At 72.5% G+C, this 17,434-nt stretch carries 13 protein-coding genes and 6 pseudogenes; 9 read left to right on the top strand and 10 right to left on the bottom strand.

Features of this window, described 5'->3' with window-relative positions; translation table 11 throughout:
* Positions 1–56 precede the first annotated feature (56 nt).
* The 3 pseudogenes from ABZ565_RS05045 to ABZ565_RS05035 all read left to right on the top strand — a co-directional run.
* Positions 57–332, top strand: a pseudogene (locus ABZ565_RS05045) (iron chelate uptake ABC transporter family permease subunit); the annotation flags it as partial.
* Positions 329–1,391 (top strand): annotated as a pseudogene (locus ABZ565_RS05040) (iron ABC transporter permease). The pseudogenes ABZ565_RS05045 and ABZ565_RS05040, both read left to right, overlap by 4 nt.
* A pseudogene (locus tag ABZ565_RS05035) lies at positions 1,388–2,283 on the top strand (ABC transporter ATP-binding protein). The pseudogenes ABZ565_RS05040 and ABZ565_RS05035 overlap by 4 nt, the downstream one beginning before the upstream one ends.
* On the opposite strand, the gene ABZ565_RS05030 reads toward ABZ565_RS05035, so the two are convergent.
* The 3 genes from ABZ565_RS05030 to ABZ565_RS05020 all read right to left on the bottom strand — a co-directional run bounded on the left by ABZ565_RS05030 (position 2,190) and on the right by ABZ565_RS05020 (position 4,900).
* A complete protein-coding gene (locus tag ABZ565_RS05030; protein ID WP_361020536.1) occupies positions 2,190–3,206 on the bottom strand; it encodes a right-handed parallel beta-helix repeat-containing protein in 1,017 nt (338 codons plus the stop codon). The pseudogene ABZ565_RS05035 and the gene ABZ565_RS05030 overlap by 94 nt on opposite strands.
* A 103-nt stretch (positions 3,207–3,309) precedes the next feature.
* On the bottom strand, positions 3,310–4,422 hold the full coding sequence (locus ABZ565_RS05025; protein ID WP_361020535.1) for a PP2C family protein-serine/threonine phosphatase: 1,113 nt from the start codon (positions 4,420–4,422) through the stop codon (positions 3,310–3,312).
* A gap of 124 nt (positions 4,423–4,546) precedes the next feature.
* Positions 4,547–4,900, bottom strand: a complete 354-nt coding sequence (locus ABZ565_RS05020; RefSeq protein ID WP_361020533.1) for a hypothetical protein — start codon at positions 4,898–4,900, stop codon at positions 4,547–4,549.
* A 190-nt stretch (positions 4,901–5,090) separates the two neighbouring features.
* Here ABZ565_RS05020 and ABZ565_RS05015 point away from each other — a divergent pair, with 190 nt between their 5' ends.
* A complete protein-coding gene (locus tag ABZ565_RS05015; RefSeq protein ID WP_361020531.1) occupies positions 5,091–6,206 on the top strand; it encodes an SMI1/KNR4 family protein in 1,116 nt (371 codons plus the stop codon).
* Here ABZ565_RS05015 and ABZ565_RS05010 read toward each other — a convergent pair.
* Positions 6,201–6,689, bottom strand: a pseudogene (locus ABZ565_RS05010) (IclR family transcriptional regulator C-terminal domain-containing protein); the annotation flags it as partial. The gene ABZ565_RS05015 and the pseudogene ABZ565_RS05010 sit on opposite strands and share 6 nt — an antisense overlap.
* Positions 6,690–6,691: 2 nt before the next feature.
* On the opposite strand from ABZ565_RS05010, the pseudogene ABZ565_RS05005 reads away from it, so the two are divergent.
* Positions 6,692–6,871, top strand: a pseudogene (locus ABZ565_RS05005) (2-keto-4-pentenoate hydratase); the annotation flags it as partial.
* A gap of 1,011 nt (positions 6,872–7,882) precedes the next feature.
* Positions 7,883–9,157 carry a hypothetical protein gene (locus tag ABZ565_RS05000; RefSeq protein WP_361020529.1) on the top strand — a complete coding sequence of 425 codons (1,275 nt, stop codon included), beginning with the start codon at positions 7,883–7,885 and terminating at the stop codon, positions 9,155–9,157.
* Positions 9,158–9,232: 75 nt separating this feature from the next.
* On the opposite strand, the gene ABZ565_RS04995 is transcribed toward ABZ565_RS05000, so the two are convergent.
* From ABZ565_RS04995 to ABZ565_RS04985, 3 genes are all read right to left on the bottom strand, one after another.
* The gene (locus ABZ565_RS04995; protein ID WP_361020527.1) at positions 9,233–9,901 is read right to left on the bottom strand and encodes a hypothetical protein; all 669 of its coding nucleotides are present in this window, start codon (positions 9,899–9,901) and stop codon (positions 9,233–9,235) included.
* Between the two features lie 53 nt (positions 9,902–9,954).
* Positions 9,955–10,266 carry a DUF6234 family protein gene (locus ABZ565_RS04990; RefSeq protein ID WP_361020525.1) on the bottom strand — a complete coding sequence of 104 codons (312 nt, stop codon included), beginning with the start codon at positions 10,264–10,266 and terminating at the stop codon, positions 9,955–9,957.
* A 105-nt stretch (positions 10,267–10,371) separates the two neighbouring features.
* Entirely contained in the window at positions 10,372–11,562 is a 1,191-nt protein-coding gene (locus tag ABZ565_RS04985) for an aromatic ring-hydroxylating dioxygenase subunit alpha (RefSeq protein WP_361020523.1), read from the bottom strand.
* Between the two features lie 117 nt (positions 11,563–11,679).
* Between ABZ565_RS04985 and ABZ565_RS04980 the strand changes: the two genes are divergently transcribed.
* Entirely contained in the window at positions 11,680–11,829 is a 150-nt protein-coding gene (locus ABZ565_RS04980) for a hypothetical protein (protein ID WP_361020521.1), read from the top strand.
* A 70-nt stretch (positions 11,830–11,899) separates the two neighbouring features.
* Here the strand turns inward: ABZ565_RS04980 and ABZ565_RS04975 are convergent, their stop codons facing one another.
* Both ABZ565_RS04975 and ABZ565_RS04970 read right to left on the bottom strand, forming a co-directional pair.
* The gene (locus ABZ565_RS04975; protein ID WP_361020519.1) at positions 11,900–13,492 is read right to left on the bottom strand and encodes an MFS transporter; all 1,593 of its coding nucleotides are present in this window, start codon (positions 13,490–13,492) and stop codon (positions 11,900–11,902) included.
* A 146-nt stretch (positions 13,493–13,638) separates the two neighbouring features.
* Positions 13,639–14,109: a MarR family winged helix-turn-helix transcriptional regulator gene (locus ABZ565_RS04970; RefSeq protein ID WP_361020517.1), complete on the bottom strand. Its 471-nt coding sequence runs from the start codon at positions 14,107–14,109 to the stop codon at positions 13,639–13,641.
* A 164-nt stretch (positions 14,110–14,273) separates the two neighbouring features.
* On the opposite strand from ABZ565_RS04970, the gene ABZ565_RS04965 reads away from it, so the two are divergent.
* Positions 14,274–15,404: an NADAR family protein gene (locus ABZ565_RS04965; protein WP_361020515.1), complete on the top strand. Its 1,131-nt coding sequence runs from the start codon at positions 14,274–14,276 to the stop codon at positions 15,402–15,404.
* A 23-nt stretch (positions 15,405–15,427) separates the two neighbouring features.
* On the opposite strand, the pseudogene ABZ565_RS04960 reads toward ABZ565_RS04965, so the two are convergent.
* Positions 15,428–15,761 (bottom strand): annotated as a pseudogene (locus tag ABZ565_RS04960) (VOC family protein); the annotation flags it as partial.
* Positions 15,762–15,817: 56 nt separating this feature from the next.
* On the opposite strand from ABZ565_RS04960, the gene ABZ565_RS04955 reads away from it, so the two are divergent.
* Positions 15,818–17,398, top strand: coding sequence for an amidase family protein (locus ABZ565_RS04955; protein ID WP_361020513.1), 1,581 nt, complete (start codon positions 15,818–15,820; stop codon positions 17,396–17,398).
* Positions 17,399–17,434: the final 36 nt, after the last annotated feature.

The raw sequence follows: 17,434 nt of genomic DNA, 5'->3' as shown, positions 1-17,434 counted from the left end.
GGGCCCGCGAAGCCCTGCCCGAGTTCCCGGAGCGGGGCCCGGGCGGCGCGGCGGCGGCGACCGTGCTGACCGGCGCGGCGGTCGCCGCCGCCGGCCCGATCGCCTTCACCGGACTGGCCGTTCCGCACATCGCGCGGGCCCTGGTGGGCACGGCGCACCGGTGGGTGCTGCCGGTCGCGGCCGTGCTCGGCCCGGTGATGATCCTGCTCTCCGACGTGCTCGGCCGCATCGTGTTCCCGCCCTCGGAGGTACCGGTCGCCGTGATGACCGCGCTGCTCGGCGTCCCGTTCCTCATCGCCCTCGTGCGGCGCAGGGCGGTGGTCGCCGCATGAACCGCACCGCAGTGGCCGCGCCCCGGGTCAGGCCGGCCGGGCACACCGTGCTGCGCCCCGGACGCGCCAGCTTCCTCGTGCACCGCAGGGCCTCGCTCGTGGCCGTCGCGCTCGCCGCACTGCTGCTGGCCGCCGTGGTGGCGTACCTGTGCGTCGGCGAGTCCTTCGTCCCGCCCGGCTCGGTCGTGGACGTCCTGCTCGGCCGGCCGAGCCCGGACACGTTCGTCGTCGGCACCCTTCGGCTGCCGCGCCTGACCGTCGGACTGCTGGCCCGACTCGCGTTCGGGGTGGCCGGCGCCCTCATCCAGACCGTGGCCCGCAACCCCCTGGCCAGCCCCGACACCATCGGGGTGACGCACGGGGCGGGGGCCGCGACGGTCGCGGCGATGAGTTTCGGCCTGGCCGGCTACACCGCACCGCCCTACGTGTCCGTCGCCGGCGGCCCGGCGGCGGCGCTGCTGGTGTACGCCTTCGCCTGGCGCCGCGGCATGCACGCCTCGCGGTTCGTGCTCATCGGCATCGGGGTCTCCGTCGCGCTCGGCTCGCTGACCCAGCTGTTCCTCACGAAGGGCGATTTCCTCGTCGCCCAGCAGGCGAAGGTCTGGCTCACCGGTTCGCTCATTACGAGGACGCCGCACCGCTCGCGACGGTCCTGCTCCTCGCGATCCCCGCGATGCTGTGGGCGGCCAGGGCCCAGCGCGGGGCGTCCCTGGACGACGCACGGCGGCGTCGCTGGGCATCCGGCTCGACCGGGTGCGGCTCGGCCTGACCGCCCTCGGCATCGTGCTGGCCTCCGTGGCCACGGGAGCGTGCGGCCCCGTCGACTTCGTGGCCCTGCTCGCACCGCAGATCGCCCGCCGGCTCTCCCGTACGCCGCAGACCCCGCTGCTGTCCTCGGCGCTCACCGGCGCCCTGGTGGTCGTGGTCGCGGATCTGCTGGCCCGGCGCCTGTTCTCACCCGTCGAACTTCCCGGCGGCGTCCCGACCGCAGCGGTGGGCGCCCCTTACCTGATGTGGCTGATCGCGCGCGGACGCAGCCGTTCCGGAGGCACCTCATGACCCGCAGCCGACTCGCCGCCCGGTCCCTCACGCTGGCGTACGAGGACCGTACCGTCGTCGACGGACTGGACCTCGAGAATCCCGACGGGCAGGTCATGGTCATCGTCGGCCCCAACGCGTGCGGCAAGTCCACGCTGCTGCGCGCCCTGGGCCGGCTGCTCAAGCCGAGCGGCGGCTCCGTACTGCTCGACGGCGCGGAGCTGGCCGGGCTGCCCGGACGCCGGATCGCCCGGACGGTGGGCGTGCTTCCGCAGAGCCCGTCCCACCCGACGGCATCACGGTCGCGGACCTCGTAGCGCGCGGCCGCCAGCCGTACCAGAAGTGGTGGCAGCAGTGGTCCGAGGCCGATGAGCGCGCCGTTACGGAGGCCCTGGAGCACACCGGCACCACCGCGCTCGCCGACCGGTCGGTGGACGAGCTCTCGGGAGGCCAGCGGCAACGTGTGTGGATCGCGATGGCCCTGGCGCAGGAGACCGAGATCCTGCTGCTGGACGAGCCGACCACGTACCTCGACATCGCCCACCAGGTGGAGGTGCTGGACCTGGTGCGCCGCCTCAACCACGAGCGCGGCCGCACCGTCGTCGCCGTGCTCCACGACCTCAACCAGGCCGCGCGCTACGCCGACCACCTCATCGCCATGCGCGACGGGCGGGTCGTCGCCGAGGGGCCGCCGTCCGCCATCGTCACCGCCGACCTGGTCCGCGCGGTCTTCGGCCCAGACGCGACCGTCGTCCCCGACCCGGTCACGGGCAGCCCCCTCGTGGTGCCCGGCGCGCCGTGGCAGCCCGCCGGCGACGGTCAGGTGACGGGAACGCCCGGGTTGACCAGTCCGGCGCCGCCGGTCACCCGGTTGTCCGAGGTCACCGTGGCGGGGCAGTCCGACGAGGCGTAGTTGGTGACGTCGATGGCGAAGCGGGTGGGGCCCGTGGCGCCGGTCAGGTCGGCGGTGTTGTTGCGGAAGACCGTGCCGCAGCCCCAGCCCGGGTCCTGCGTGTGGGTCTGGAAGCCGTCGTTGGTCGTGCCGGTGCCCCGGTTGTTCTCGACCGTGTATCCGTTGCCCTTGATGTCGACCCACGAGTCGTCGTAGTTGGCCCCGGTGAGGCCGTCGCCGTCGAAGGTGTTCCCGGAGATCAGGCCGCCCGTGGTGCCTTCCTTGACGTCGATGTTCTCGCCGCCGATGCCGGGGCCGATGACGTTGTCGACGATGCGTACGTGGTCGCTGGCGTCCGTGGGGGTGTTCGCCGTGCCGACGTACACCCCTTCGCCCATGCCGTTGCCGGACAATCCGGTGTCGTGGATGAAGGAGTTCCGGACCGTCCCGTAGCTGCTCGACGTCCGGAAGTGGATGCCCTCCATGGTCGTGTGGTGGATCTCCACCGAGTCGGCCACGACATGGCCGGACGAGTCGATCATGATGCCCTTCTGGCCGCCGGTGACGGTCATGCCCTGGATCACCCAGTACGGCGCGCTCGTGAGCTGGATGCCGTTCCCGCCGCCCGTGGGGGTGGTGAGGACCGCGGCCCGCGAGCCGGCCAGGGTGATCGGTGCGCTCGCGGTGCCACCCCGCGTGATCTTGAAGTTGCCCGAGTAGGAGCCGTCCGCCAGCTCGATCCTCTGCCCCGGTACGGCGGCGGCCAGCGCGGCCTTGAGCTCCTTGCCGTTCGTCACCCGCACCACCGTCGCGTCGGTGGCCCCGGACAGGGCCGAGGCGGCACCGGGTGTGCCGAGCAGGCCGGCGCCGACGAGCAACGCGGCGACAGCGGTGCGCCGCACCGGACGCCTGGACCGGCCGGCGGGGGAAGGACTGCGGAACATGGCGGACCTCATCGTCTTGGCAGGGGCACAACAACTCATGCGGTGCCAAGGCTGGACTGGACCAACGGAGTCGTCAAGGGGGAGCCGGCCCGAGTCCGCGAAGTCAGGCCCCAGGGGCGGCGGCGTACCCGATCGCGATCATGGCCGCGTCGTCGTCCAGTCGCCCGCCGACGTACCGCAGCAGATCGTCGCGGAACCGCTCGATGAAGGAGTCGGGGTCGCCCCCGGGCCACCCGGTGACGCGTTCCGCGAGCGGGTAGAAGGCGCGGGAGGCGTCACGGGCCTCGGTGACACCGTCGGTGTACAGCAGCAGAAGGTCGCCGGGAACGAACCGGAAGCTGTCGACGTGATAGCGCGGTTGCGACAGGCCGCCCAGCCCCAGCGGGGGAGCGGGCGAGGCCGCGTCCATGGTCAGCGGCCGTCCGTCGCGCAGGACGACGGGCGGGGGATGGCCGCAGGAGACCATGTGCACGCGGTCGTGCCGGTCGGGGATGTCCAGAACGGTGGCGGTGATGAACGACTCCCCGGGGCCGCTTCCGTCCGACCCCGGCAGCCCCCAGGACACGCTCTCGTCCAGATAGGCGACCAGCTCGGCCAGGCTCGCCCGGTGACGGGCCGCGGCGTGGAACGCGCCGAGGAGCAGCGCCGCGTCGCTGACCGCGCTCACCCCCTTGCCCCGTACGTCACCGATGATCAGCCGCGTCCCGGTGCCGGTGCGCGCCGCCGCGTACAGGTCCCCGCCGATCTGCGCCTCCGCCTCCGCCGCGAGGTAGAGCGAGGCCGCGCGCAACGGCCCGAGACGCCGGGGCAGCGGGGGCAGGACCACCCGCTGGACCGCCTCGGAGACGTACCGCACCTGCTCCAGCTCCCGGGCGCGGCGCTCCCGCAGGACGCAGAGGACGACGAGGCAGATCCCGACCAGCGCCAGCGCGACGATCTGCGCCTCGTGGTTGGCCGAGAGCAGTTCGTCCGGGTCGCGCAGCACCCCGACCGCCGTCTGCGCGATCACCGCCAGCGCGGCCACGAACCCGACCGCCCGGGGGCCGCCGATCGAGGGAGTGACCGCCGGGGCCGCCACGAGCAGCGGGCCCAGATGGATGTCGGGCGGTGCGAGGACATCGACCAGGAAGACCGCGATGATCCAGCCGATGGGGACGGCGAGGAGTGCCCGGCCTGCTCGCAGCGGCCGGCGGCGTCTTTCGGCGTGCTGCGGCATGACTCCTCTCTACACCGCACCCGCCCGGCCCGCACCGGCAGACGCGCGGGCCACGCCCTGGGGGGGCCACGCCCGAGGGGGCCGCGTCCGGGGCATCCGGACGGGGCCCCCTCGGGCGGATGGCTCAGGAGAAGACGACGGACCGCAGGAGCAGCCGGTCGGACGCGCCCTTGCCGGGCGGCAGGACGTAGTAGGTGTCGCCCTCGCAGTCGGCGTCCAGGAAGACGATGGCGGTGGCGTCCGTGAGGTTCTTGGGCGCCCGCGAGGGGGCACCGGGCACGGACGCGGGGGCGTCCAGGTTGACGCACCGGCCGCTCTCGGGGTTGTTGAGGAAGCCGACGGCCTCGTACCCGTCCGCGGTGGTGTACGAGTACCGGAACTGGCCGGTCGCGGCCGACGCCGAGCCGGGCACGGCCACGAGAAGCACGGCCGCGCCGGCGGCCGCGCCGAAAGCCCTGGTGAGAGAGCGAAGGGACACTGGGGATCGACCTCTTTCTTGTTGTCCTTCGGGTCGGTCCCAGAGATGCCCCCGCCGCCGGGGAGCCAACACGCTCTCCCTCGATCGAGGGCCGTCGAATCGATTCTTCAAGGGCGAATGGCCCATCGCTCGACGGGTGTTGGCCCGCCCCGCCGCACGACGCCCCGGGGGGCGGTGCGAGCGTAGGGCCATGACTACTGACGCACCGTCGATCCGGGTCACCCGGGCATGGGCGCACATCCTGGAATGGCTTGCCGACTACACCCCGCTCTCCTACGCGGCCCTCCGGCCAGGCGCATCCGACGACGAAATAGCCGCGCTGGAAGCGACCCTGGGCGCGGACATCCCGGAAGAGCTGACAGCGCTGTGGCGGCTCTCCGCCGGTGAGGACGGCGGGAACGGCTCGGGGCTCATGCTGGGAGACTGGGCCCTGATGCCACTCGACGCCGTGGCCGAGGTCCACCGGCGGCAGATGGAGGTCCAGGAGGAGGTCGGTTCAGGCGAGGGCCTCCCGGCGTTCTGGGAGCCCTCGTGGATCCCGTTCTGCTCCTACCGCCCCGACGACACCGCCTCCGGCCTCTACCTCGACGGCCGCACCGGCGAGGTGTACCGCTGGAACAGGTACGGGGAACGCGACGGGGAGTACAGGTCGCTGCCCGCCTATCTCGAACTCATGGCCATCAGCCTGGAAGCCCCCTTGACGGCGGCGGGCCCGGAGAAACCCGGCATGCTGAACGGCGCCCTGGTGTGGGGACCCCCGGACGGCGAGGGCGGCGACCAGTGGGTGCGCCACCTCGGCCAGGCCCCGCCGCGCCATCCCGCGAAGACCCTCGGCGCGATCCGGGACGCCCTGCCCCACGACGAGCGCGACGCGTTCGACGAGCGGCGCGACGCGCTCGACCTGGCCGACCCGGAAGCCGTCGCCACCTTCCTGGACCACTGGTGGGGGCGCGCCGTCGAGGCCCAGGAGGAACTGGAGAACGACATCGCCTCCGCGCTGCGCGGGAACATCATGGCGCAGCCCGGCCGCGAGCCGGCGCCGGAGTACGAGGCCGCGTTGCCGCCCGCGATACGCCACAGGCCGCCGTCCTTCGACGACATCCGGATCGCCCTGCGCCACGAGAGCGTCCGCGCACGGTTCGAGCAGGACCGCCTGAACGCGATCCCGCCGCATTTCCCGGCGCTGCTGCTGCGCTGGTGGGACATCGCCCGCCTGATGGCCGACCCCCGCGGCGACCGGGCCGTGCGCGCAGTCGTGACCGGCCGCCACGATGCGGGGAAGAACCGGCAGCCGCGGCCCTCATGAGCGGTCGCGCGCCGCGCCCGTGCCGCGCATCACCCGGGAGAGCCCGAGGGCGGCCGTGCGCACGGCCGGTGCCGGCTGGGCGGGCCGGAACCGGGCGCGCGGCACGGCCACCGACAGGGCCGCCACCGCGGTCGGGCCGTCTAACACCGGTGAGGCGATGCAGCTGACGCCGAGGGGCGCCTCCTGCTCCTCGTAGGCCGGCCCGGAGACCTGGACCTGCTCGATCACCGTCCGCAGCCGCGCCGGGTCGGTGATCGAGTGGGGGCTCAGCCGCGGCAGCGGCCGGTCCAGCACCTCCTCGACCAGGGCACCGTCCGAGAACGCCAGCAGGGCCTTCCCGACCCCGGTGCACGTCAGCGGCAGCCGGCCGCCGATGCGTGACGGCAGGGCCAGTGCGTCATGGCCGTGGATGCGTTCCACGTACACCACCTCGAAGCCCTCGCGCACGCCCAGGTGCACGGTCTCGTGCGTCGCTTCGAAGAGGCACGCTCCTCCCCGAGGAGGACGTCGCGGCCGCGTACGCCGTACAGCGGCTGTACGTCGAACGCTCGCTCGCCGAGGGCCGGCGGCCGGCCGGCCGCAAGATCGGCCTGACCTCGCCCGCCGTGCAGCGCAAGCTCGGGGTCGGACAGGCCGACTTCGGCGCCCTGTTCGCCGACATGGCCCCCGAAACGGCAGGCAAGGCATGAACACCCCCCGGACGGTCCGCACCGGCCCCATCCGTTACACCACAGCGCTCCGCTTCGCCCGGCCGCGCCCCGTGACGGCCGAGGAGCCCGCACCGCGGTCCGGCGCGGTCTGCCCCCAGCCCCCGTGTGCTCCGCATCCCCGAGGCCTGCGGGCTCTTCGGCCGGGTGATCCTGCAGAGCCCGCCGCTGTCCATCGCCACCCGCACCCCGGCCGAGGCGAGGGAGATTGGAAGGCTCTTCGCCGCCCACCTCGGCGCCGACCCCCGCTCCGCCCCGGCGGCGGACCTGCTCGCCGCCCAGGCGCGCACCGCGGCCGACCACCAGCGGCGGACCGGCGACTTCCTGGCCCCGCCGTTCGGCCCGGTCGGCGGCGTCGCGCCCCTGCCCGCGGAAACCGGGGCAGCACCCTTCACCGGACCCGCCCCGGACGTGCTGTACGGGTGGAACGCCGACGACATGTCGGCCTTCCCCGAGGGCCCGTCCGACACGGGAAGCGTCGCCGAACGCACCCGGCGGCTCTATGAGGAACCCTGCGGGACCTGCGCGAGCGGCTGGAACGCCACGGCGCCCGCGCCTACGGCTACCGGCTGGACTGGCGGCCCGCCGGTTCGCCTCACGGCGCCACGCACTGCGTCGAGATCCAGCTGCTCCTCGGGTCGGAGCACGTCTGGCGGCGCACGCCGATGCTGGGTGACGTCAGCTGGGCGGAGGTGGACGCGGTGGGGCGGGGGACGCGCGCCGCCTGGGCCTCCTTCGCCCGCACCGGGGACCCGGGGCCGCTGCCCGCGCCCCTTGGCGCTGCCGCGCTGAGGGGAGGCACGCCCCGCAGCTCCGCCGCCACATTCCGGGACCCCTGCGGCGGTCCGACCCGGGGGTTCCGGCCGCTCACGGCACATCTCTGGCCAGTTCGGCCCTCACGCCGCAACTCCCGTGGCCGATACATTCACCCCGATCCGGACCCGTACACCTGAGGGGGAACACGTCACGATGCGACCCATACGCTTACGCTCCGGCAGCCGCTCCGCCGGTCTGCTCATCGCGGTGACGGCCACGGCGACGGCCCTGGCGGTCACCGCGATCGGCCCCGCCGCCGCACCCGCCGCCGCGGCACCCACCGAGACGGCCTCGCCCCAGCCCGGAGACGCCTGCACGACGGCCGACCTCGGCACCCGCCACCCGTACATCACGAGCACCGAAGTGTCCCCGACGATCACCCACTTCAAGGGCTGGTACGTCACCGAGGGCACCACCGGCGAACAAGCCGTCACCACCACCACGGAGACCACCATCACGGTCTCCGTCGGCCTCGACGACAAGATCGACGCGAGCTTCGCCGTCGACGCCCTCAACAAGGCCGGCGTGAGCGTGGGCCTGAGCGTGAAGATGGAGTCCTCCACCACGAACACCGAGTCGAACGCGGTGACCTGGAACTTCAACCGGCCCGGCTACTACGGTGTCTACAAGGGCACCAAGAAGGTGACCGGCACCTACGGAAGCCTCAACTGCAACCGGGCCCAGCAGACCGACGGCAGCTGGGCACTGCGGTGGACCGAGGGCCCCGGCAGCGGCAGCTTCACCACGTACACCACCCTGGAGGAAGGCGCCGTGCGCTGCCAGGACCAGGTGCCCGCGGGGAGCGTCATGGCCAAGGCGCAGACTCTCCTCGACTGCGGGTCACCCACTGCGAAGGCCGCACACCCGGCGGGCGCGGTGGCACCGACGGCGAAGCAGCGCCAGGACCGCCTCGCGCAGCCCACGGCTCCTGCCCCCGGCACGTCCGCCGAGCGGCCCAGGGCCCTCGGGCAAGCGGCTCTCGCCTGCCAGTCCACCGCGTACAAGATCGCCGTGCCCGGTAAACCCCTGTCCTGGGGCGCGCCGCTCCTCGCCAACGACGGCGTCCGTCTGCGGCCGTCCACGATCTTCAGTGCCCACCTGGACAACTGGCGGCTGTGCGACGTGACGGAGAACAACGGGGTCCTCGAAGCGACCCTGTGGAACTGGGGCAACGGCGGCTGCGCGACCATCGCCGAACAGGACGCGTCCACTGAACGCGCGATCCTGACGACGGCCTCCTGCGCGGAGGACGACCTCCAGCGGTTCTACATCTACCGCGACGTACCCGGCAGCACGTCGATCGGCGTGCAGAACAAGTACACCGGCTCCATGATGGGCCACGACCGCTACGTGGACGGCGAGTTCATCCGCCAGTACTCCAGCGGCAGGCAGGACGGAACGGGCACGTACAACCTGACCGGGGTCTGAGGATCCCGTCGCTCCGCGCGGCCCCGCACGCGAACGCCTCGGTTGGGTGCGGGGCCGTCGGCGACCCCCGACGGTTCAGCTCAAGGTCCTGCCGCACACCTGGTCGGGCCCGAAGTAGCGGGCGGTCACGGCGGCGAGCGCGGGCAGGGGTTCGTCCTCCAGGAAACCTCTGGCGTGCTTGAAGGTATGAACCACGCAGGTACGCACCGGGTGCAGCGGCCTGTTGTCCATGTCTGCGAGGGCGTTGGCGCGGAACGGCCGGTTCTGCGGGCGCGCCAGGGCGAAGCAGGCCAGCGTCGTGCGTCTGTCCTCGAACCAGAAGTAGTCGGTGATGGCCCGGTTGCCGAAGTCCATGTGCGCGAAGACGACGGCGACGTCCTCGTCCCCGTACGGAGCGTCCCGCAGCGCCACCGGCAGATCGAGCAGCTTCTCACCGGAGGCGAGCAGCCGCGCCTCCTCGTGCGAGGGGCCCCACGGCGGAGGTTCGTCGTCCGGCTCCGCCGTATCCCACGGAAACCCCTCGGTCCGCAGCACGGTACCCACGGGCGGCTTGTCCCACCTGGCCCGCCCGCTGACGCCGCCCCAGTTGAGGCTCGCGTTGACGCAGAGCCGCCCGGCGACCAGTGTCCACGGCGTCCGCACCACACGCTCACGCGCCAACGCGACCGCCAGCTGTCCGAACGCCTCCGGCCGGAGGAGCGTCGGCTCGGGGGGTGCGACGAAGGCATCGGTCCAGATTCCCATGCCCCACTTGTAGCAACGGGCGTCCGGCGGGCGCGACCGTGTTTCCGCCGTGCCTATCCGCGCTCGGCGAAGACGACGAACATCCCTGCTCCGGCACCGAGAAGGAGAAGCTGCAGGACGCCGGTCACCCAGTAGTGCCGGACGAGGAGGAACCCGCCGCTCACGACCGCGGTGCCCAGCAGTATCCACGCCGCGCGCCGCGCCTCCGCGGGAGCGGCGGGAGCGTTGACGGGATCGTCGTAGGCATCCGCCCACCCCGACATCCCGTAGCGGAACAGCAGACAGGCCGTCAGGACCGCATCAACGAGGAGCCAGACACAACCGGCCGCGATCTGAAAGCCCTTTGACGGTTCGCCATATCTCACCCCGCGCCCCCTCCCGCGCCGCCGGCACCCTCGCGGGCCCTCCGGCCCAGAGTGCCCGTACCACGGCACGACGTACATGAGTACGCCTACTCAGGCGAGCGGCCCTCAGTGCGCGGGCGCCGCGTCCGTTCGCAGGGGTTCCGGGTCACCGCCCCCACAGATCCCGGCCCCACCACCGCAGGACCCCGCCCCACGCGGGCCCGCGGAGACGGCCAGCGGGACCCCGTTGGACCGCAGCGTTTCGCGTACGTCCAGGATCAGGGAGAACACCTCGTGGTTACGGTCCTCGCCCTGCTCGTCCCACGCCCGCTGTTCCGCCTGCACCGCCATGCGGTCCTGCGCGAAGATGCGTTCGGTGAAGCGCCTGATCAGGGGCGCGGCCACGGTGAGCACGGCCGGCACGCGGGGCTTTCTGATCATGAGCAGCCCATAGACGTGGCAGGCGCGCTGGTCGGCGCCCACGGGCACGTAGACCGCCCAGAGGCTGAACACCGGCTGGTCGGCACCCTCCGGCACCAGGTCGAGGGTCTGGTACGGGTACTCCGTGCGGATGGTCATCACGTCGCGGGAGCCGCCCGCGATGCCCTCGGCCGCCAGCACGCTCGCGCCGGCGTTGCGCTTGCCTCCGGCGTGCGTGAACAGGTATCTGGCCTCCACCGACCGGGCGTCGCTCCGCTGACCGATGAGCTCGGGACGGAGCCGGCCGACGACACCCTGGTGCAGGAACTGGTGGTTCATGTCCAGCAGGTTCTCGTGCATGAACGAGTAGTGGCAGCGCACGGCCCGGGAGTACGTCAGCGTCTTGTACCGCGGTGAGGCGAAGGCGGGCAACTCCGGCAGCGCGGTCGCCCGCGCCTTGTCCGGATCGCCGGGAAAGACGAACACGAGGCCGTATGCCTCGCGCACGGGATAGCTGCGCACACCCCGGGGCGGCCTGCGGTCCTCCTTCGTCAGATACGGGATCTGCGAGATGCGCCCGTCACCGCGGTAGGCCCACGCGTGATATCGGCACCGGAGTACGTCACCCTCCACGACGCCCATGCTCAACGGAACCTGCCGATGCGCGCACCGGTCCTCGAGCGCGTGGACGGCCCCGCTCTTCCCCCGGTAGAGGGCGAGACGCTCACCGGCGAACACGGCGGCGACCACCTTCCCGACACGCACGTCCCGGGTCAGCGCCACCGGGTACCAGTGATCCGGATCAGCACCGACGCGCCGCAGATCCACCGCACCGGAGAGCTCCGCCCCCGGCGCCACCCGCTCGGCCCGCACCACGTCCGCGTCGGTCTCCTTCATGCCTCTCCCTCACAGATGGGGGCACACCGCCCACCTCATGATGGCCGCGCGGGCTCCGGCTGCCCCGTCGAGCGCGTCCGGACCGGTGACGCCGCCCCTCACGCGCCGAGGATGAGGATGACTGAGACGGCGGCGGATACCGGGACGGGCACGGCCGCCCGGACCCGGGACCGCATCCGCCTGTCCGTACGGGGTGACGGCCCCGGCGGCGCCATGCCCGGTGCCGGGACGGGCCTGACGGGCTTGGCCGGGCGGCTTACCCCCTAGGGCATGTCCGCAAGTCCCGTCTGGCCCGCGACGCCCTGCGGGCGTACGACGGGACCTTCGCGGACACCCCCTACGGCCGGCCCGCCTCGGGCGCGCGCCGGACGCCGGTGACCGCCAGGAGCATGCCGGTGACGGCCAGCACGGCGGAGACGAGTGCGGCGGTGTGCACTCCGTTCATGAACGCCTGGTGGCTGCCCTCGGCCACCGCGTCCTTCAGCTGGTCCGGCATGCGCGCCGCGACCGGGGCGACGCCCATCGAGACCGCGTCCTCGGCCGCGGCGAAGCCCTGTGCCTCGGGCCCGGGGACGCCGGCCGCGGTGAGTTCCCCGGTGAGGGTGGAGCCGACGCGGCTGCTGATGAGCGAGACCAGTACGGAGGTCCCCAGGGCGCCGCCGATCTGCAGGGCGGTGGCTTGCAGGCCGCCCGCGACGCCGCCGTCCTCGACCGGCGCGTTGCCGACGATGGCGTCCGAGGAGGAGGCCATGACCATACCGACGCCCAGACCCAGCGCGACGAACGGCGGCCACAGCGCGGAGTACGGGGATGTGGCGGTCCAGCCGAGCATCACGAAGCAGGCGGCGGCCTGCAACGCCATACCGAGCGGCATCGTCAGACGCGGGCCGAACCGCTGGGTGAGCACGGCGCCCAGCGGAGAGGCGACGACCGAGGCGAGGCTGAGCGGCAGGGTCCGTACACCCGCCTGGACCGGCGTGAAGCCCCGCACGTTCTGCAGGTAGAGCATGACGAAGAAGATCACGCCGAGCAGGATGAAGAAGTTCAGCGCGGTGATGACGGTCCCGATGGACAGGGCTGGGTTACGGAACAGACGCATCGGAAGCAGCGGGCGTGCCACCCGCGTCTCGTACCAGCCGAAGAGCAGCAGCACCGCGACCCCGGCCCCGATGGTCCCGAGCGTGCTGCCCGACGTCCACCCCCACGTCTCGCCCTTGACGACACCGAACACCATCGCGAGCAGGCCGATGGCCAGCAGCACGACGCCCGGCAGGTCGAACTTCTCGCGCGCGGCGGCGGTGTTACGGGTCTGCGGCAGGACGACGACGCTGAACACGAGGGCCACGACGCCGATGGGGGCGTTGATGTAGAAGACCGACTCCCAGTTCACGTGCTCGACCAACAGGCCGCCCACGATGGGCCCGAGAGCCGTGGAGACGGACGAGACCATGGCCCAGATGCCGACCGCGATGCCGAACTTCCGGGGCGGGAAGACGGCGCGCAGCATCCCGAGTGTGTTGGGCATCAGCAGGGCGCCGAAGAACCCCTGCACCGCGCGGAAGGCGATGACCCCTCCGATGGAGCCCGACAGGCCGATGGCGACGGACGCGGCGGTGAAGCCCGCGACGCCGATCAGGTAGAAGGTGCGGCGTCCGAACCGGTCGCCCAGCTTGCCGCCGAGAATCAGCGCGGCGGCCAGGGCCAGCAGGTAGGAGTTGGTGACCCACTGCAGATCGGCGGTGGTGGCACCGAGGTCCCGGCCGATCTCGGGGTTGGCGATGGAGACCACCGAGCCGTCGAGACCGACCATGAACAGCCCGAAGGCGACGGCGATCAACGTCAGCCACGGGTTGGCGCGCACGCCACCCGGACGGGGCTCGGCGGGGGACCCGGCCAGGGGCGCGGGGGAGCTGAGAACTTCGGAGGGCAAGACGGTTCAGTCCTTCGGAGGGGCGCGTGCCGGTACGCACGCGCAGGGAAACGGGCGCAGCCGTCGCCCTGAGGGACGGCAGCGCGAAAGAAAGGAGGTGTGCACGAGCAGCACACCCCTGCGAAAAATCGGGCCGTACGGACGGCCTACTGGTCGGAGTGCAGCCGCTCGACGAGTGAGTTCAACGTCCCGAGCGCCGCGCCGAGGGCCTTCAGATCGCCGTCGGTCATGGTCCGCAGCGCGCCCGCGATGTGCGCGCTCATCAGCCGGTGCACCTCGGCCAGTTCCCGCCGCGCCTTCGCGGTGAGATGCAGATGCGCCACCCGTTTGTCGGCGGCGTCCTGTCGTCGCTCCAGGAGCCCTTGCTCGGTGAGTTGCGTGACGAGCGCGCTGACGTTGTTGGGCTTCATGAGCAACGACTCGGCGGCCTTGCGCACCGTGACGCCCTCGTGCGCCTCGACATGCCGCAACAGGGCGAGCTGGGCCTCCGGCGGCTTCGGGGCGGAGAATTCCTGCCCGACGCGCCGTTCCAGGGCACGGGACAGCGCGGGCAGGCACGCCACGAGGCCGGAGGCCACCTGGCTGACGCTCTGCGCGGACGCGCTGTTTGCACTCACGCAGGGGACCATAGGTATGGAGAGATACCTATGTCAAAGTGGCTAAGTAGTGCGGCGGCGGGCACTCGCCCGGCCTGCGGCCGAGCGCATCGCCGTGCGGTGAACGCTGCCCCGGCGCCCCGGCGCCGACTCCATGCTCGCGCCGGAGGCGATAGCGTGCGCGCATGACATGGCGGGGACCGGCGTATCGGATGGTGGACGGGGAAAGGATCGATGGGGCCTGGTGCCACATCTGGCGGCGGAACCAGACCGGCGGCGAGTACTACCTCGACGACCTGATCGTCTTCGCCGACGGAAGGATCACCTGCGGCGAGCGTACGGACCTGGCCGGCCTCGCGAAGAAGCTGGCAGCGGGCCGATGGGCGGTGACCGACCCGGACGCCCCACCGTTCCCCGACCCGCCGTCGAAGTGGCAGTCCCGCTCCGGCGAACCGCTGACGCCGGAGGGCTTCCTCCTGGACGTCGCCGACCGCATCGAAGCGCTCAATCAGCGGCCGACTGCCCGGCAGCGCTGCTGGGACGCGATCCGGCAGTACGAGCAGCAGCCGACCGAGGCGAACCGGGAACTTCTCCGCGCGGCCTACCTGGCGGTTCCCGCGCACCTCCGCGTGTACGTCCTCGGCGACATGGACCGCCAGGACCGCCCCCTGCGCATCCTGCTCACGGACATCGGCGAGGCCGTCGACGGCGACGGCCCAGTGGTGACGGCGGAGATGCACCGGGGCGTCCTGGACTACTTCGCCCGGGCGGACAAGGCTGTCCGGGACGAGCAGGAGCGACGAGCCGTCCAGCATGCCGACGACCCCGTAGAAGCCGGCCGGCCGGCGCTCGTCTCCCACGAAACCGTCTATCCGCAGGGGTGGCCGGACGAGCCGGGGCTGTTCGTGCTCCGCAACGACTTTCCCGCCGCCATCGAGTTCGCCGGCGACGCCTACGCCTCCGTGCAGCACGCGTACTGGGCCCTGGCGGCGGCCGACGCCGCCGACAGAAGCGGCATCCGGGGCGCGGCCTCCGGCAAGGATGCGCAGGACCTGGGCGGGCGGGTGAGCCGCCGGAGCGACTGGCCGGACGTCCGGCTCGCGGTCATGGCGGGGCTCCTTCGCGCGAAATTCACCCAGCACCCCGACCTCGCCGAGGTCCTCCTCTCCACCGGGGATGCCAGGATCAGCTACACCGGCTTCGCCGACTCACCCTTCTGGAGAGACGTCCCGGACGACCGGGGACGGAACTGGATGGGCCGGTTGCTGGAACTGACCCGCTCCGAACTGCTCGCCCGGCAGCTGCTCCGGACCTGATCCGCCCCGCGTCGGGCCGCGGCTCAGTCCCGTAGCTCCCGAAGACGTTCCAGGTCGTCGTGCGCAGTCTCGCGCTCCTGTGCGGTGAGCGGAAGCGCGGCGGCCCGGGCGAGCGTGGCCGCCGCGGTCGCGTCGTCTCCGAGGCGCCCGGCGGTGTCCGCGCGCGGCACCAGAAGCCCGGGCGAAGGTCTCCTCGGGGGCGGGCCGGTGGTGCTGCTCCCGGCTGGTCTGCTGCCCGATGCGCAGGCAGTTGCCGGCCGGATCGGTGACGAGGAACTGCCTCGCGCCGTACGAGGTGTCCTTCAGCGGCCCCACGCGGGGCAGCCCGCGCGTCGGGATTCTGCCGTACGCGGCCCTGTGGCTGCTCGAGGGCCTCTTGTGCCGTATCACCCCCGTGTAGTGGGGTGTCGGCCATGAAGATGAGAAGCATGGCGGCCCTGACCGCGATCCTGGTCGTGGCCCCGTTGACCGCGGTGGCGCCAGGTCCGCGGGCAGCCGCTCAGTCCCGCCCCGGCGGCTCGGCGCGATCCGCCGAATCCACGCTGGTCGGCGGCATCGACCTCGACACGGTCACCATCCCCGAACTGCAGGCCCGCATGGCCCGCGGATCACTGTCCTCGGTCCGGCTCACCCTCGCCTACCTGCGGCGGATCAAGGCCGTCGACCCGAGGATCAACGCGGTCCTGCGCACCAGCCCCACGGCCCTGGGGCAGGCGGCGGCCAGTGACATCAGGCACCGCCTCGGCCGGACGCGCGGCCCGCTCGACGGCATCCCCGTCCTGCTCAAGGACAACGTCAACACCCGTGACATGCCGACGACCGCCGGGTCCCTCGCGCTCGCCGGGAAGCCACCGGCGGCCGACGCGGAGCTGGTCGCGAAGCTGCGGGCGGGCGGCGCGGTGATCCTCGGCAAGGCCAATCTGTCCGAGTGGGCCAACTTCCGTGCGGCGAGGCCCACATCAGGCTGGTCGGCGGTGGGCGGCCAGACCCACAACCCGTACGTCCTGGACCGCAACCCCTGCGGCTCGTCCGCCGGATCGGCCGCCGCGCTCGCCGCGTCGCTGGCACAGGTGGCGATCGGCACCGAGACGGACGGCTCCATCGTCTGCCCCGCCGGGATGAACGCCGTCGTCGGTCTCAAGCCGAGCCTCGGCGTCGTCAGCCAGTCGGGCGTCGTCCCGATCTCCGCCGAACAGGACACCGCCGGCCCCATGGCCCGGAACGTGATCGACACCGCGCTCACCCTGTCGGTCCTCAGCGGCGGTGACACCGCCCCCGGCCTCGCGGAAGCAGCGGCCCGCCCCGGCGCACTGCGCGGCAAGCGGATCGGCCTGTGGCGGTTGCCGGTGCTCGGCACCGAGGTCGACGCCCTCATGACACGCACCGCCGAGCGGCTGCGGGCGGCGGGCGCCGAGATCGTGGAGGTGGACCTGCCGTACCAAGGACGCCTTGCCGAGCTCGAATTCCCGGCCCTGCTCAGCGAGTTCCACCGGGACATCGACGCGTACCTCGCGACCAGGAAGGGGCCGCGCGACCTGGCCGAGCTCATCGAGTTCAACCGGGCGCACCCGCAGGAGCGGACCTGCTTCGCCGGACAGGAACTCTTCGAGCAGGCGCTCACCGCACCGCCCACCACCGATCCGGAATACCTGGCGATGCGGGCCGAGTTGGCGGATCTGTCCCGCCGCTCCATCGACGAGGTCATGACCGAGCACGGCCTGGACGCGATCGCCTCCCCGGCGAACCCGCCCGCGTGGACCACCGATTGCGGCCGGGGCGACAACGACGTGATCCCGTCGTCGACTCCTGCCGCCGTCGCCGGATATCCCTCCCTGTCGGTTCCGGCCGGCTTCGTGGGCGAGCTGCCGGTCGGACTGCTTCTCATGGCGGGCAACCACCAGGACACCGACCTGCTGTCCCTGGGCGCGGCGGTGGAGCACCGGCTGGACGGCCGGCGCGCGCCCCGGTACCTGCCCACGCTGCCGACCGGCTGAACCAGCCGGTGGCGCGGTGCGCGGGGCGGGGCGGGC

Source organism: Streptomyces sp. NPDC016469 (genome assembly GCF_040632905.1).
GTDB lineage: Bacteria > Actinomycetota > Actinomycetes > Streptomycetales > Streptomycetaceae > Streptomyces.
The sequence above is the reverse complement of the archived record's forward strand: the minus strand, read 5'-3'. Positions and strand labels throughout refer to the sequence as shown.

Coding starts and splice junctions, on each gene's coding strand:
- ABZ565_RS04980 (WP_361020521.1), top strand. CDS start 11,680: ATGACTGAGACGGCGGCGGATACCGGGACGGGCACGGCCGCCCGGACC.
- ABZ565_RS05015 (WP_361020531.1), top strand. CDS start 5,091: ATGACTACTGACGCACCGTCGATCCGGGTCACCCGGGCATGGGCGCAC.
- ABZ565_RS04955 (WP_361020513.1), top strand. CDS start 15,818: ATGAAGATGAGAAGCATGGCGGCCCTGACCGCGATCCTGGTCGTGGCC.
- ABZ565_RS04985 (WP_361020523.1), bottom strand. CDS start 11,562: ATGAAGGAGACCGACGCGGACGTGGTGCGGGCCGAGCGGGTGGCGCCG.
- ABZ565_RS05030 (WP_361020536.1), bottom strand. CDS start 3,206: ATGTTCCGCAGTCCTTCCCCCGCCGGCCGGTCCAGGCGTCCGGTGCGG.
- ABZ565_RS05025 (WP_361020535.1), bottom strand. CDS start 4,422: ATGCCGCAGCACGCCGAAAGACGCCGCCGGCCGCTGCGAGCAGGCCGG.
- ABZ565_RS05000 (WP_361020529.1), top strand. CDS start 7,883: ATGCGACCCATACGCTTACGCTCCGGCAGCCGCTCCGCCGGTCTGCTC.
- ABZ565_RS04995 (WP_361020527.1), bottom strand. CDS start 9,901: ATGGGAATCTGGACCGATGCCTTCGTCGCACCCCCCGAGCCGACGCTC.
- ABZ565_RS04965 (WP_361020515.1), top strand. CDS start 14,274: ATGACATGGCGGGGACCGGCGTATCGGATGGTGGACGGGGAAAGGATC.